The following is a 13,666-nucleotide window of genomic DNA, read 5'->3' as shown; positions in this document are numbered from 1 at the left end:
GGGCCGCAGCGATCCCGCACCGCGGCCGCGGACTCGGCTAGCGTCGTGTCCCGTGCCCGAGACCTCGAACACCCCCAGAAGCGTCCTGATCACCGGAGCCAACCGCGGCATCGGCCGAGCGATCGCCGAGCGGTTCGTCGCGGCCGGTGACAAGGTCGCCACGATCTACCGTTCCGGCGACCTGCCCGAGGGCGTCCTCGGCGTGGTGGGCGACGTGCGCGACACCGCGTCGGTCGACGCCGCGTTCACGCAGGTCGAGGAGGCGCACGGTCCGGTCGAGGTGCTCGTCGCGAACGCCGGGATCACGCGTGACCAGCTGCTGATGCGCATGTCCGACGAGGAGTTCGACGACGTCCTCGACGTCAACCTCAAGGGCGCGTTCCGCTGCGTGCGTCGCGCGAGCAAGGGCATGATCCGGCTGCGCCGCGGGCGCATCGTGCTCATCTCGTCGGTCGTCGGCCTGTACGGCTCGCCCGGCCAGGTGAACTACGCCGCGTCGAAGGCCGCGCTCGTGGGCATCGCGCGGTCCGTCACGCGTGAGCTGGGCGGCCGAGGGATCACCGCGAACGTCGTCGCGCCCGGCTTCATCGACACCGACATGACACGCGCGCTGCCCGAGGCCACGCAGGCCGCGTACAAGGCGTCCATCCCCGCGGGTCGCTTCGCGCAGGCCGACGAGGTCGCCGCCGCGGTCGAGTTCCTCGCGTCGCCCGCCGCCGCCTACGTCTCCGGCGCCGTGCTGCCGGTCGACGGCGGACTCGGCATGGGCCACTGACCACACATCGCTCGCACCACAGAACGGAGACCACCATGGGTCTGCTCGACGGCAAGAAGCTCCTCGTCACCGGTGTCCTCACCGACGGCTCGATCGCGTTCCACGTCGCGCGCCTCGCGCAGCAGGAGGGCGCGCAGGTCGTGCTCACCTCGTTCGGCCGCCAGTTCCGCCTCACGCAGGCGATCGCGCGCCGCCTGCCCGCGCCCGCCGAGGTGGTCCAGCTCGACGTCACGGACGCCGACGACCTCGCCGCGCTCGCGGACCGCGTGCGCGAGGCGGGCCTCGACCGGCTCGACGGAGTCGTGCACTCGATCGGCTTCGCACCGCAGTCCGTCATGGGCGGCAACTTCCTCGCGGGCGAGTGGGAGGACGTCGCGACCGCGCTGCAGGTGAGCGCGTACTCGCTCAAGTCGCTCGCGGTCGCCACCCAGCCGCTGCTGAGCCGCGGCGCGTCGATCGTCGGCCTCACGTTCGACGCGTCCTTCGCGTGGCCCGTGTACGACTGGATGGGCGTCGCGAAGGCGGCGTTCGAGTCGACCGCGCGCTACCTCGCGCGTGACCTCGGCCCGTCGGGCGTGCGCGTGAACCTGGTCTCCGCGGGTCCGATCCGCACCACCGCGGCGAAGTCGATCCCGGGCTTCGAGTCGATGGAGGGCGGCTGGCCCGACCGTGCACCGCTCGGCTGGGACGTCACCGACCCCGAGCCGACGGCTCGCGCCGTGGCCGCGCTGCTGTCCGACTGGTTCCCGGCGACGACCGCGGAGATCGTGCACGTCGACGGCGGCGTGCACGCGATGGGGTTGTGAGGCACCCTGAGCCGGTGACGAGCGACGCGTCCAGCACGGCCGGTGCCCGCCGGCTCGTGCTGCTGCGCCACGCGAAGGCCGAGCACCCCGACGGCGTCGACGACCACGACCGGTCGCTCGCGATCGCGGGACGCCGTCAGGCGACGCGGGTCGGCGCGCAGCTGGCCGCGGCCGGCGTGCTGCCCGACCTGGTGCTGTGCTCGTCGGCGCTGCGCACGCGGCAGACGTGGGAGCTCGCACGCCCCGGCGTGGGCGGCGACCCGCGCGTCGAGCTGCTGGACGAGGTGTACCAGGCCGGCGTGCGCTCGCTCGCCGAGCTCGTCCAGACGGTGGGCGACGACGTCCGGACGCTGCTCGTCGTCGGGCACGAGCCGACGATGTCCGCCGCCGCCGAGGCGTGGGGCGGACCCGGGTCGGACGAGGTCGCGTACCTGCGCGTGCAGGTCGGTGTCCCGACGGCCAGCTGGTCGCTGCTCGAGCTCGACGCCCCGTGGGCGTCGTGGGAGCGCAGCAGCGCACGGCTCGTCGGCCTGACGACGCCCGACTGAGGACCGCGGGCCGACCGGTGCGCCGACGGCGGCCGGCTGAGCCCGGCGGGCCTGCGCGAGCCTTCTCAGGCGACGCGCGCGACGCCCTCGAACGGGGGCAGGTCGAGCACCGCGTCCAGGCGGCCGCGTACCGCCGCGTCGGCCTGCTCGACGACGACAGGCTTCGCGTTGTAGGCGATCCCGAAACCCGCCGCGGCGAGCATGTCGAGGTCGTTGGCGCCGTCGCCGATCGCGACCGTGCGCTCGAGCGCCACGCCGCTCTCGCGCGCGTAGTCGGCGAGAGCGACCGCCTTGGCGGCGCGGTCCACGACCGCACCCGTGACCCGACCCGTCAGGCGCCCGTCGACGACCTCGAGCCGATTCGCGCGGACCAGCTCGATGCCGAGCGTCGCCGCGAGGGGGCGCACGATCTCGACGAAGCCGCCGGAGACGAGGCCGACGGTCCACCCGGCCCGTTGCACGCTCGTCACGAGCTCGCGCGCGCCGGGGGAGAGCTCGACCGCGGCGCGCACGTCGTCGAGCACCGACGCGGGCAGGCCCACGAGGGTCGCGACGCGTTCGTGCAGCGACGCCGCGAAGTCGAGCTCGCCTCTCATCGCGCGCTCGGTGACGGCCGCGACCTGCTCCTGCGTGCCGGCGTGCGTGGCGAGCATCTCGATCACCTCACCGGTGATGAGGGTCGAGTCGACGTCCATGACGAGCAGGCGCGGGGTCACGGCCCGCAGGCTAGCGTCGGGCTCGGCGTGGCGGGGCGACTGTCCACCGTGACCGCTCGTGTGACCGCCACGTCACTCGGTGATGACGGCACCCTTCGGCACCACCGTGATGCCGGACTCGGTCACGGTGAACCCGCGGGCCAGGTCGTGCTCGTGGTCCAGCCCGATGCGGACCCGCTCCGGGACGACGACGTTCTTGTCGATGATCGCGCGGTGCACCTGCGCGTACCGCTCGATGTGCACGTTGTCCATGATCACGGAGTCGGTGATCTGCGCCCACGAGTGCAGCCGCGTCCCGGGCGAGATCACGGACCCGGACACGGTCGCACCGGAGACGACGACGCCCGGGGAGACGATCGAGTCGGCCGCGTGACCGAGCCTTCCCGCGCCCGCATGCACGAACTTGGCAGGCGGCAGGCCCGTGTAGCCCGTGAAAAGCGGCCAGTCGTCGTTGTACAGGTTGAACACCGGCTCGATCGCGATGAGGTCGGTGTTCGCCTCGTAGAACGCGTCGATCGTCCCGACGTCGCGCCAGTAGTCGCGGTCACGCGGGGTCGAGCCCGGTACGTCGTTGCGGATGAAGTCGTAGACGCCCGCGGTGCCGCGCTCGACGAACGCGGGGACGATGTCGCCGCCCATGTCGTGCCGCGACGTCGGGTTCTCCGCGTCCTCGGTGACGGCGCGGATGAGCGCGTCGGCGTTCATGACGTAGTTGCCCATCGAGGCCAGGACCTCGTCCGGGGAGTCCGGCAGGCCCACCGGGTCGGTCGGCTTCTCGAGGAACGCCTTGATCCGGGTCCGGTCGGTCGGGTCCGTCTCGATCACGCCGAACTGGTCGGCCTCGGCGATCGGCTGGCGGATGCCCGCGACGGTGAGCTCGGCACCCGACGAGATGTGCGCGTCGACCATCTGCGAGAAGTCCATGCGGTAGACGTGGTCCGCGCCGACGACGACGACGATGTCCGGCCGCTCGTCGTCGATGATGTTGAGGCACTGGTAGATCGCGTCGGCCGAGCCGAGGTACCAGTGCTTGCCGACGCGCTGCTGCGCGGGCACGGCGGCCACGTAGTTGCCGAGCAGCGAGGACATGCGCCACGTCTTGGAGACGTGCCGGTCGAGGCTGTGGGACTTGTACTGCGTGAGCACGATGACGTGCAGGTAGTGCGAGTTGATGACGTTCGACAGGGCGAAGTCGATGAGCCGGTAGATGCCTCCGAAGGGGACCGCCGGCTTGGCGCGGTGCGCCGTCAACGGCATGAGCCTCTTGCCCTCGCCACCTGCGAGGACGATTGCCAGGACGCGCGGTGCTGCCATGGGTAGGACCCTAGGCCCCAGCGTGGCGGACGGCGAGGCCAGGCGCGCCGCAGAGCGCTAGCGTGTCGCCCGAGGACCGGCCGCCGGCCGGCGTGGACGAGGAGACCGTGGTGCGTGTCGACCTGCTGACCCGTGAGTACCCGCCGCACGTGTACGGCGGTGCGGGTGTCCACGTGGTCGGGCTCGCCGAGGTGCTGCGGCGCACGATCGACGTCCGCGTGCACTGCTTCGACGGCCCGCGCGACGAGCAGGGCGTGACGGGCTACCGGGTGCCCGCTGAGCTGGACGGTGCGAACGCGGCCCTGCAGACCCTCGGCGTGGACCTCGAGATGGCGGACGCGGTCGGACGCGTGGGCGACGACGGGGTCGCCACCGACCTCGTGCACTCGCACACCTGGTACGCGAACTTCGCCGGCCACGTCGCCTCGCTCCTGCACGGCGTGCCGCACGTCGTGACCGCGCACAGCCTCGAGCCGCTGCGCCCCTGGAAGGCCGAGCAGCTCGGCGGCGGCTACGCGGTCTCGTCGTGGGTCGAGAAGCAGGCGTACGAGGCGGCCGCCGCCGTGATCGCCGTGAGCGGCGGGATGCGCGCGGACATCCTGCGTTCCTACCCCGACGTCGACCCGGCCAAGGTGCACGTCGTGCACAACGGCATCGACCTCGACGGCTGGCGCCGGCCCACCGCGGCGGCCGACGTCGCACGCGACGACGCCACCGTGCGGCGCCTCGGGATCGACCCCGACCGGCCGTCGGTGGTGTTCGTCGGGCGCATCACGCGGCAGAAGGGCCTGCCGTACTTCCTGCGCGCCGCCGAGCACCTGCCCCCCGACGTGCAGGTGGTGCTGTGCGCCGGTGCGCCCGACACGCCGCAGATCATGGCGGAGGTCACGGCCCTCGTCGACGGCCTGCGCGCACGTCGGTCGGGCGTGGTCTGGATCGAGCAGATGCTCCCGCGCGACGAGCTCGTCGCGGTGCTCGCGGCGGGCACCGTGTTCGCGTGCCCGTCGGTCTACGAGCCGCTCGGCATCGTCAACCTCGAGGCCATGGCGGTCGGGCTGCCCGTCGTCGGGACCGCGACGGGCGGCATCCCCGAGGTGGTCGACGACGGCGTGACGGGCCGGCTCGTGCCGATCGAGCAGCTGCAGGACGGCACCGGGACCCCGGTCGACCCCGACCGCTTCGTGGCCGACCTCGCGGCGGCGCTGACCGAGGTCGTCACGGACGCCGACCTCGCGGCCCGGTGGGGCGTCGCCGCCCGCCGCCGCGTCGAGGACCACTTCTCGTGGGAGGCGATCGCCGAGCGGACGGTCAAGGTCTACGAGTCCGCGCTCGCGTCGTCGGGTCGGGCGTCGGGCTAGGTGTCCCGCTAGGAGTCTCGCGAGGAGTCTCGCGAGGAGTCCAGGTACGTCGACGCCGCCGACATCGCGCGCCGGGCCATCCTGTCGACGTCGCGCAACGCCGCGGTGCGCTGGTCCGCCTGCCACGCGCTCACGGCCGCACCGTCGTCCTGCGTCGCGAGCTCGACCACGAGGCGCAGCCGGCTCGCGCTCGCGAGCACGCGGGCACGCTGCCCGTCGAGCCGCGGGGGCAGCCGGTGCGCCGGCAGGGCGCCGTCGCGGGCCGCTGCCACCCGCGCCGCGTCGTCCTCGCGCCAGTGCGCCACGTCGAGCCGCACGAGCGCCTCGGTCACCGTCACCAGGCCCTGACGCAGGTCACGGTCGGCGTCCTGGAGCGAGCCCAGTCGGCCCAGCAGGCTCGTGCGCCAGTCCGGGACCTCGGTCGCGCGCCACGTGACGAGGTGACCGGGCTCGAGGGACGAGCCGAAGCGTTCCACCTGCGGCACCAGCGCCAGCGTCGCACCGGGACCGCGCACGAGCACGCACTCGCCCGCGTCGACCGCCGCCGGCGCGGCCTCGGCCGGGGCGGCGACCGAGTCGCCCGCGCTCGTGACGATCCCGGCGACGCCGTGGGGGGTCCCCACCGCGTCGAGCAGGTCGGTGAGGTCCCGGACGCCGTCGAGGCCCTGCACCGCGTGCGGCTCGTCGTCGCCCTGGACCGCGTCGAGCACGCGGCCGCGGGGCGCGTCGCCCGCCGCCCACCAGGCGGCGAGCAGGACGGACCGGGGCAGGGGAAGCGGTGCGCTCACGGGTGCCACGGTAGGCGTGGGCCGCGGTCGGCGTCGCACCGCACGCCGTCGCGGGGCCGCCGTGGCCGTCGTGACGAGCGACACGTCGGCGGCTCGTCGGGCAGCGCCGGGGGGCGCGTGCGCGGACGACTAGGGTCGTGCCATGACCGACGTGCTCGACCTGCAGGCCGTGACGATCCGCCGGGGGACGACGACGATCCTCGACGAGGTGTCGTGGACCGTGCGGGAGGGCGAGCGCTGGGTGGTCCTGGGGCGTAACGGCGCGGGCAAGACGACGCTGCTGCAGGTCGCCTCGGGACGCATGCACCCGACGACCGGCACCGCCGAGCTCCTGGGCGAGCGTCTCGGCTCGACCGACGTGTTCGAGCTGCGCCCCCGCATCGGGCTGTCGAGCACCGCGCTCGCGGACCGCATCCCGTCGGGGGAGACCGTGCGTGACGTCGTGCTCACCGCGGCCTATGGCGTGACCGGGCGCTGGCGCGAGGAGTACGAGGACCTCGACGAGTCGCGCGCGGCGGACCTGCTGCGCGCGTTCGGCGTCGACCACCTCGCCGACCGTTACTTCGGGACGCTGAGCGAGGGCGAGCGCAAGCGCGTCCAGATCGCCCGGGCGCTCATGGCCGACCCGGAGCTGCTGCTGCTCGACGAGCCGGCGGCCGGGCTCGACCTCGGTGGCCGCGAGGAGCTGGTCGGGGCGCTCGCGGAGCTCGCGGGGGACCGACGCTCGCCGGTCCTCGTCCTGGTCACGCACCACGTCGAGGAGATCCCGCCCGGGTTCACGCACCTGCTGCTGCTCAAGGACGGCCGCGTGCACGCCGCGGGACCGCTGCACGAGGTGCTCACCGCGTCGACCCTCTCCGAGGCGTTCGGGCTGGACCTCGCGCTGGACCGCAACGGCGAGCGCTGGTCGGCGCGCGCGGCGGGCTGACCGCGTCGGAACCTCTCGTCCACGAGTTCGCGCAACACCCGCATCTTCGTAAAGCGATCACCTAGTATCGGTCGAGAGGCGGTCGGTGCAGCCGGCCGCCCGGTCGACGAAGGGGGTCGCGCGCATGGGTTGGCTCTGGTGGGTCGGGGGCGCACTCGTCCTGGGCATCCTCGAGATGCTCTCGCTCGACCTCGTCCTGATCATGCTCGCCGGCGGAGCCCTCGCCGGCGCCGCGGCCTACGGTCTGGGTGCCCCCGTCTGGGTGCAGATCGTCGTCGCCTGCGTGGTCGCCGTGATCCTGCTCGCGACGCTGCGGCCCTGGCTGCTGCGGCACCTGAAGTCCCGCATCCCGCTCGAGGAGACGAACGCCGCCGCCCTCGTCGGCCGCGACGCCGTCGTGCTGTCGACCGTGACTCTCGAGGGCGGCCGCGTGAAGCTCGCGGGGGAGGTGTGGACGGCCCGCACGGAGACGTCCGAGGCGCTCGCGCCGGGCGTCCAGGTGCGCGTCGCGCGCATCGACGGGGCGACGGCCGTCGTCGGCCCCGCAGCGTAGGACCCGCGGACGCCGCCTCGCGGCACCGCACCTGACGTCGCGACCGCGGCGCAGAACCGCAGGACGCCGCTCGCCGGCGTCGAAGGAGGACACATGGACGACCCCAGCGTCGGCCAGGTCGCGCTCTACATCGTGCTCGGGCTGGTCCTGCTCTTCGTCATCATCGGGCTGTTCCGCGCGGTGCGGATCGTGCCGCAGACGGTCGCGATCATCGTCGAGCGGCTCGGCCGGTACTCGCGCACGCTCGACGCGGGGCTGCACCTGCTCATCCCGTTCGTCGACCGCGTGCGCGCGGGCGTCGACCTGCGCGAGCAGGTCGTCTCGTTCCCGCCGCAGCCCGTGATCACCTCGGACAACCTCGTCGTGAGCATCGACACGGTCATCTACTTCCAGGTGACCGACCCGAAGTCCGCGGTGTACGAGATCGCCAACTACATCACCGGTATCGAGCAGCTCACGGTGACGACGCTGCGCAACGTCGTCGGATCGATGGACCTCGAGCAGACGCTGACGAGCCGCGACCAGATCAACGGTCAGCTGCGCGGCGTGCTCGACGAGGCGACCGGCCGCTGGGGCGTGCGCGTCAACCGCGTCGAGCTGAAGTCGATCGACCCGCCGGACAGCATCAAGGGCTCGATGGAGCAGCAGATGCGTGCCGAGCGTGACCGCCGCGCGACGATCCTCACGGCCGAGGGCATCAAGCAGTCCGCGGTCCTCACGGCCGAGGGTGAGAAGCAGGCGCAGATCCTGCGGGCAGAGGGTGACGCGCAGGCGGCGATCCTGCGGGCCGAGGGTGAGGCGCGCGCGATCCTGCAGGTGTTCGACGCGGTGCACCGCGGCGACGCGGACCCCAAGCTGCTGGCGTACCAGTACCTGCAGACGCTGCCCAAGATCGCGGCGGCGCCGTCCAACAAGATGTGGTTCCTTCCGTCGGAGCTCAGCGGCGCGATGGGCGCGCTCGCCAAGGGCTTCGGCGGGGGCTTCCCGTCCGACGACGGCGACGCGTTCTCGTCGTCGCGCCCGGCGGGCACGTCGCCGCTCAGCGACGACCTGCCGCCCACGGCTCTCAAGGACCCCGCCGAGGCGCTCGCCGAGGCGAAGCGCGAGTCGGCCGCGGCGACCGCGGACGCGACGAGCGCGGGGACGTTGTCGGGCCGGCCGTTCGACCCGGGTGCCGAGCTCGGGCAGCGTCCCGGGCCCGGCGCCGCGCCGCTGGGCGGGGCACAGCAGGCTGCGCCGTCGGCCCCGGCAGGACCGGTGCCTCCGACGCCGGACGCCCCGGCCCAGGCGCCCGGTGCGGAGGGCGAGCAGCCTCCCGCCTGACACCGGTGGCTCACGACGACCCCCGCACGGCAGAACCGCCGTGCGGGGGTCGTCGTCCTGCGGGGCCGCGGCACTGGCGGAGTGAGTGCTCACTCAGTTACTGTCGCCCGGTGACGACGAGCAGCCCGGCGCCCGCCGGCAGGGCGGCACCGCTCCCGCCCCAGGAGCGCCGCACGGCGATCCTGCACGCGGTGCGTGGTCTGGTGCTGGCCCGCGGTGCGGCCGTGACGACGCGTGAGCTGGCCCAGGCGGCCGGCGTCTCCGAGGGCACGCTGTTCCGGGTGTTCGACGACAAGGCGGCGCTGGTACGCGAGACGGTGCACGCCGCGCTCGACCCGACCGAGGCGGTGCCGCTGCTCGACGCCATCGATCGCGGGCTGCCGCTCGACGAGCGGCTCGCGCGCGTCCTCGAGATCGGCTTCGAACGGGTCGGCGAGACCATGCGGTGGGTCGCGGTCCTGCACGAGCTCGGCCGCGGGGACCCGGGGTTCGAGCACAGCGTGCAGGCCCGCCGTGAGGTCCACGCGCAGTGGGTGCGGCGCCAGGAGGAGGGCCAGGCCGCGGTGCGGTTCGCGGTCACCCGCGTGCTCGAGCCCGACGCCGCGCAGTTCGCCCGACCGCTGCACCAGGTCGTCCAGCTGCTCGACGTCGTGCTCGTCGGCGCCGCGATGCAGCAGGCCGATGCCGCCCGACGCGGGACCACCGCCGAGGTCCCCGAGATCGACGTCCTGGTCACCCACTTCCTGCACGGCGCGCTCGCCCCGTCACCCCTCAGGAGACAGTCATGATGCTCGTCCGCCTGCTCAAGGAGCACCTGCGTCCCTACACGCGTGCCGTCTGGGCCGTCGTGGTGCTGCAGCTCGTGCAGACGATGGCCACGCTCTACCTGCCGAGCCTCAACGCCCGGATCATCGACGACGGGGTCGCCGCGGGCGACACCGACGAGATCTGGCGGCTCGGCGGCATCATGCTCGCGATCAGCCTCGCGCAGGTCGTGTGCTCGGTGTTCGCGGTCTACTACGGCGCGCGCACCGCGATGGCGTTCGGTCGCGACGTGCGCGGGCGGCTGTTCGGCCACGTGCAGTCGTTCTCGGCGCAGGAGGTCGGCAGGTTCGGCGCGCCGACGCTCATCACGCGCACGACGAACGACGTGCAACAGGTGCAGATGGTGGTGCTCATGTCGTTCACCATCATGATCATGGCGCCGATCATGCTGGTCGGCGGCGTGGTGATGGCGCTGCAGGAGGACGTGAAGCTGTCGTCGATCCTCGTCGTCGCGGTGCCGGTGCTCGGCATCGTCGTCGGGCTGATCATCTCGCGGATGGTGCCGTACTTCCGGCAGATGCAGAAGCGCATCGACGCGATCAACCGCGTGCTGCGCGAGCAGATCGCAGGTATCCGCGTGGTGCGGGCGTTCGTGCGCGAGGAGCGCGAGTCGCAACGGTTCGGCGCGGCGAACCAGGACCTGTTCCTGACGTCGTTGCGCACGGGTCAGCTCATGGCGCTGATGTTCCCCGTGGTGATGCTGATCCTCAACGTGACCAGCGTGGGCGTCATGTGGTTCGGCGCGCACCGCGTCGACGACGGGATGCAGGTGGGCGCGCTCACGGCGTTCCTGTCGTACATCGCCTACATCCTCATGGCCGTGATGATGTCGACGATGATGTTCGTGATGCTGCCGCGCGCGATGGTGTCGTCGGACCGCATCGGCGAGGTGCTCGACACGAGCACGTCGGTGCTCCCGCCCGTCGCGCCCGTCGCGCCGAGCGGCGCGCACCCGGGCCGGCTCGAGCTGCGCGACGTCGAGTTCCGCTACCCCGGTGCGGAGGCGGCCGTGCTGCACGGCGTGAACCTCGTCGCGGAGCCGGGCCGCACGACGGCGATCATCGGCTCCACGGGTTCCGGCAAGACGACGCTGCTCAACCTGGTGCCGCGGCTGTTCGACGTCACGGGCGGCGCGGTGCTGATCGACGGCACCGACGTCCGTGACCTGGACCCCGACGTGCTGTGGGAGCAGGTCGGCCTGGTGCCGCAGAAGCCGTACCTGTTCACCGGGACGATTCGCACCAACCTCGAGTACGGCCGGCCGGGTGCGAGCGACGAGGAGCTGTGGCACGCGCTCGAGGTCGCGCAGGCGCGTGACTTCGTCGAGGAGCTGCCGGAGGGCCTCGACGCGCCGATCTCGCAGGGTGGCACCAACGTCTCGGGCGGTCAGCGCCAACGCCTCGCGATCGCGCGTGCGCTCGTGCGACGACCACGGCTCTACCTGTTCGACGACTCGTTCTCGGCGCTCGACTACGCGACCGACGCGCGCCTGCGTGCCGCGCTTCTCCCCGAGACACGGGACGCAGCGGTGCTCGTCGTCGCGCAGCGCGTCGCGACGATCCGGCACGCGGACACGATCGTCGTGCTCGACGAGGGGGCGGTCGTCGCGGTGGGGACGCACGCCGAGCTGCTCGAGTCGTCGCAGACGTACCAGGAGATCGTGTACTCGCAGGTCAGCGCGGAGGAGGCGGCATGAGCGCGCAGCAGAACGCTCCCACGCGGCGGCCCCCGCGCGGCGGCAACCCGATGATGTCGATGGGCATGCCCGGGGAGAAGTCGACGAACTTCAAGGCCTCGGGCGTGCGGTTCCTGCGCGAGCTGCGGCCCGAGCGGTTCAAGATCGTGCTCGTCCTCGTGCTGTCGGTCGCGTCGGTCTTCCTCGCGGTCGTCGGGCCCAAGCTCCTCGGGCGCGCGACGAACCTCATCTTCGACGGGTACGTCGGCAAGCGGCTCGGGCCGCAGTTCAGCGGGATGACCCAGGACCAGGTGGTCGAGGCGCTGCGAGCGGCCGGCCAGGACACGTTCGCGAGCACGGTCGCCGGGATGACGGGGCTGGTGCCCGGGCAGGGCATCGACTTCGGCGCGCTGCGCGGCGTGCTCGCGGTCGTCGTGCTCGTGTACGTCGGGTCGTTCCTGTTCGGCTGGGCGCAGGGTCGCATCACCGCGGGCGTCGTGCAGCGCGTGGTCCGTCGGCTGCGCGGCGACGTCGAGGCGAAGATCGGGCGGCTGCCGCTGAGCTACGTCGACAGCCAGCCGCGCGGCGAGCTCCTGAGCCGCGTCACCAACGACATCGACAACGTCGCGCAGACGCTGCAGCAGACCCTCAGCCAGCTCATCACCGCCGTCCTGACGGTGATCGGCGTGCTCGTGATGATGTTCTGGATCTCGCCGCTGCTCGCGGTCGTCGCGCTCGTCACGGTCCCGCTGTCGATGCTCGTCGCGGCGATGATCGCCAAGCGCTCGCGACCGCAGTTCGTGCGGCAGTGGGCGGGGACCGGCGAGCTCAACGCGCACATCGAGGAGATGTTCACCGGGCACACGCTCGTCACGGTCTTCGGCCGGCAGCAGGAGGCCGCGCAGACGTTCGCGGAGCGCAACGAGAAGCTCTACGACGCGAGCTTCAAGGCCCAGTTCATCTCGGGCACGATCCAGCCTGCGCTCGGGTTCCTCGCGAACCTCAACTACGTGATCGTCGCGGTCGTCGGTGGCCTGCGCGTCGCGTCCGGCACGATGACGCTCGGCGACGTGCAGGCGTTCATCCAGTACAGCCGCCAGTTCACGCAGCCGATCACGCAGATCGCGAGCATGGCGAACCTGCTGCAGTCGGGCATCGCGTCGGCCGAGCGGGTGTTCGAGCTGCTCGACGCGCCCGAGCAGACCCCCGACCCGGAGCGTCCGGCGGCGCTCGACGAGCACGTCGCGGGCCGCGTCGCGTTCGAGCACGTCGCGTTCAGCTACTCGCCCGACAAGCCGCTCATCGAGGACCTGTCGCTCGTCGCGGAGCCGGGGCAGACGATCGCGATCATCGGCCCGACCGGTGCGGGCAAGACGACGCTCGTCAACCTGCTCATGCGGTTCTACGAGGTGGACGGCGGGCGGATCACGCTCGACGGCACCGACGTGCGCGACCTGACCCGCGACGCGCTGCGCTCCGAGATGGGCATGGTCCTGCAGGACACCTGGCTCTTCGGCGGCACGATCGCGGAGAACATCGCGTACGGCGTGGACGACGCGACGCACGAGCAGATCGTCGCGGCGGCCGAGGCCACGCACGTGGACCGCTTCGTGCGCACGCTGCCGGACGGGTACGACACGGTGATCGACGACGAGGGCGCGAACGTCTCCGCGGGCGAGAAGCAGCTGCTGACGATCGCGCGCGCGTTCCTCGCCGACCCGACGATCCTCATCCTCGACGAGGCGACGTCGTCGGTCGATACCCGCACCGAGGTGCTGGTGCAGCAGGCCATGAACGCGTTGCGCCACGGGCGCACGTCGTTCGTCATCGCGCACCGCCTGTCGACCATCCGGGACGCCGACACGATCCTCGTGATGGAGCACGGCTCGATCGTCGAGCAGGGCTCGCACGAGCGGCTGCTCGAGGCGGGCGGGGCGTACGCCCGGCTGTACGAGAGCCAGTTCGCCGCGCCGGTCGCGCAGGAGTAGTCGCAGCGCCTGCTGTTGACCCGGTCATACCGGGGCATAGCGGGCGCACGCGCTCGCCGCTAGCGTCGG

General features: G+C 72.5%; 13 protein-coding genes. 10 read left to right on the top strand and 3 right to left on the bottom strand.

Features of this window, described 5'->3' with window-relative positions; all coding sequences use genetic code 11:
- Nucleotides 1-52 precede the first annotated feature (52 nt).
- The 3 genes from AW16_RS0101675 to AW16_RS0101665 are packed head-to-tail and all read left to right on the top strand — an operon-like array spanning nt 53 to nt 2,129.
- Nucleotides 53-775, top strand: coding sequence for a beta-ketoacyl-ACP reductase (locus tag AW16_RS0101675; RefSeq protein WP_029287609.1), 723 nt, complete (start codon nt 53-55; stop codon nt 773-775).
- Between the two features lie 35 nt (nt 776-810).
- Nucleotides 811-1,581: an enoyl-ACP reductase FabI gene (gene fabI, locus AW16_RS0101670; protein ID WP_029287607.1), complete on the top strand. Its 771-nt coding sequence runs from the start codon at nt 811-813 to the stop codon at nt 1,579-1,581.
- A gap of 14 nt (nt 1,582-1,595) precedes the next feature.
- Complete coding sequence (locus AW16_RS0101665; RefSeq protein ID WP_029287606.1) at nt 1,596-2,129, top strand: histidine phosphatase family protein; 534 nt, start codon at nt 1,596-1,598, stop codon at nt 2,127-2,129.
- 65 nt (nt 2,130-2,194) lie between these two features.
- Here AW16_RS0101665 and serB read toward each other — a convergent pair whose 3' ends face one another.
- Together serB and glgC are read right to left on the bottom strand one after the other, a co-directional pair.
- Complete coding sequence (gene serB / locus AW16_RS0101660) at nt 2,195-2,845, bottom strand: phosphoserine phosphatase SerB (protein ID WP_255347042.1); 651 nt, start codon at nt 2,843-2,845, stop codon at nt 2,195-2,197.
- Between the two features lie 72 nt (nt 2,846-2,917).
- Nucleotides 2,918-4,159 (bottom strand): glucose-1-phosphate adenylyltransferase, encoded by a 1,242-nt coding sequence (gene glgC, locus AW16_RS0101655; RefSeq protein ID WP_029287602.1) that lies wholly within the window; start codon nt 4,157-4,159, stop codon nt 2,918-2,920.
- A gap of 110 nt (nt 4,160-4,269) precedes the next feature.
- Here glgC and glgA point away from each other — a divergent pair, with 110 nt between their 5' ends.
- Nucleotides 4,270-5,517 (top strand): glycogen synthase, encoded by a 1,248-nt coding sequence (gene glgA, locus AW16_RS0101650; RefSeq protein WP_029287600.1) that lies wholly within the window; start codon nt 4,270-4,272, stop codon nt 5,515-5,517.
- Nucleotides 5,518-5,525: 8 nt separating this feature from the next.
- Here glgA and AW16_RS0101645 read toward each other — a convergent pair whose 3' ends face one another.
- Nucleotides 5,526-6,305, bottom strand: coding sequence for a hypothetical protein (locus AW16_RS0101645; protein WP_081861407.1), 780 nt, complete (start codon nt 6,303-6,305; stop codon nt 5,526-5,528).
- Between the two features lie 142 nt (nt 6,306-6,447).
- On the opposite strand from AW16_RS0101645, the gene AW16_RS0101640 reads away from it, so the two are divergent.
- From AW16_RS0101640 to AW16_RS0101615, 6 genes are all read left to right on the top strand, one after another.
- A complete protein-coding gene (locus AW16_RS0101640; RefSeq protein WP_029287597.1) occupies nt 6,448-7,233 on the top strand; it encodes an ABC transporter ATP-binding protein in 786 nt (261 codons plus the stop codon).
- A gap of 124 nt (nt 7,234-7,357) precedes the next feature.
- Nucleotides 7,358-7,786, top strand: coding sequence for an NfeD family protein (locus AW16_RS0101635; protein WP_029287595.1), 429 nt, complete (start codon nt 7,358-7,360; stop codon nt 7,784-7,786).
- Nucleotides 7,787-7,879: 93 nt separating this feature from the next.
- Nucleotides 7,880-9,109 carry an SPFH domain-containing protein gene (locus AW16_RS0101630; RefSeq protein WP_029287592.1) on the top strand — a complete coding sequence of 410 codons (1,230 nt, stop codon included), beginning with the start codon at nt 7,880-7,882 and terminating at the stop codon, nt 9,107-9,109.
- Nucleotides 9,110-9,219: 110 nt separating this feature from the next.
- Nucleotides 9,220-9,897 (top strand): TetR/AcrR family transcriptional regulator, encoded by a 678-nt coding sequence (locus tag AW16_RS0101625; RefSeq protein ID WP_034647891.1) that lies wholly within the window; start codon nt 9,220-9,222, stop codon nt 9,895-9,897.
- A complete protein-coding gene (locus AW16_RS0101620; RefSeq protein ID WP_029287588.1) occupies nt 9,897-11,630 on the top strand; it encodes an ABC transporter ATP-binding protein in 1,734 nt (577 codons plus the stop codon). The genes AW16_RS0101625 and AW16_RS0101620 overlap by 1 nt, the downstream gene beginning before the upstream one ends.
- Nucleotides 11,627-13,597 carry an ABC transporter ATP-binding protein gene (locus AW16_RS0101615; RefSeq protein WP_029287586.1) on the top strand — a complete coding sequence of 657 codons (1,971 nt, stop codon included), beginning with the start codon at nt 11,627-11,629 and terminating at the stop codon, nt 13,595-13,597. The genes AW16_RS0101620 and AW16_RS0101615 overlap by 4 nt, the downstream gene beginning before the upstream one ends.
- The last annotated feature ends 69 nt before the right edge of the window (nt 13,598-13,666 follow it).

Origin of the sequence: Cellulomonas sp. HZM (assembly GCF_000708885.1) — a bacterium.
Lineage (GTDB): Bacteria > Actinomycetota > Actinomycetes > Actinomycetales > Cellulomonadaceae > Cellulomonas.
Note: the sequence above shows the minus strand (reverse complement) of the source record. Positions and strands in the feature narration are given on the sequence as shown.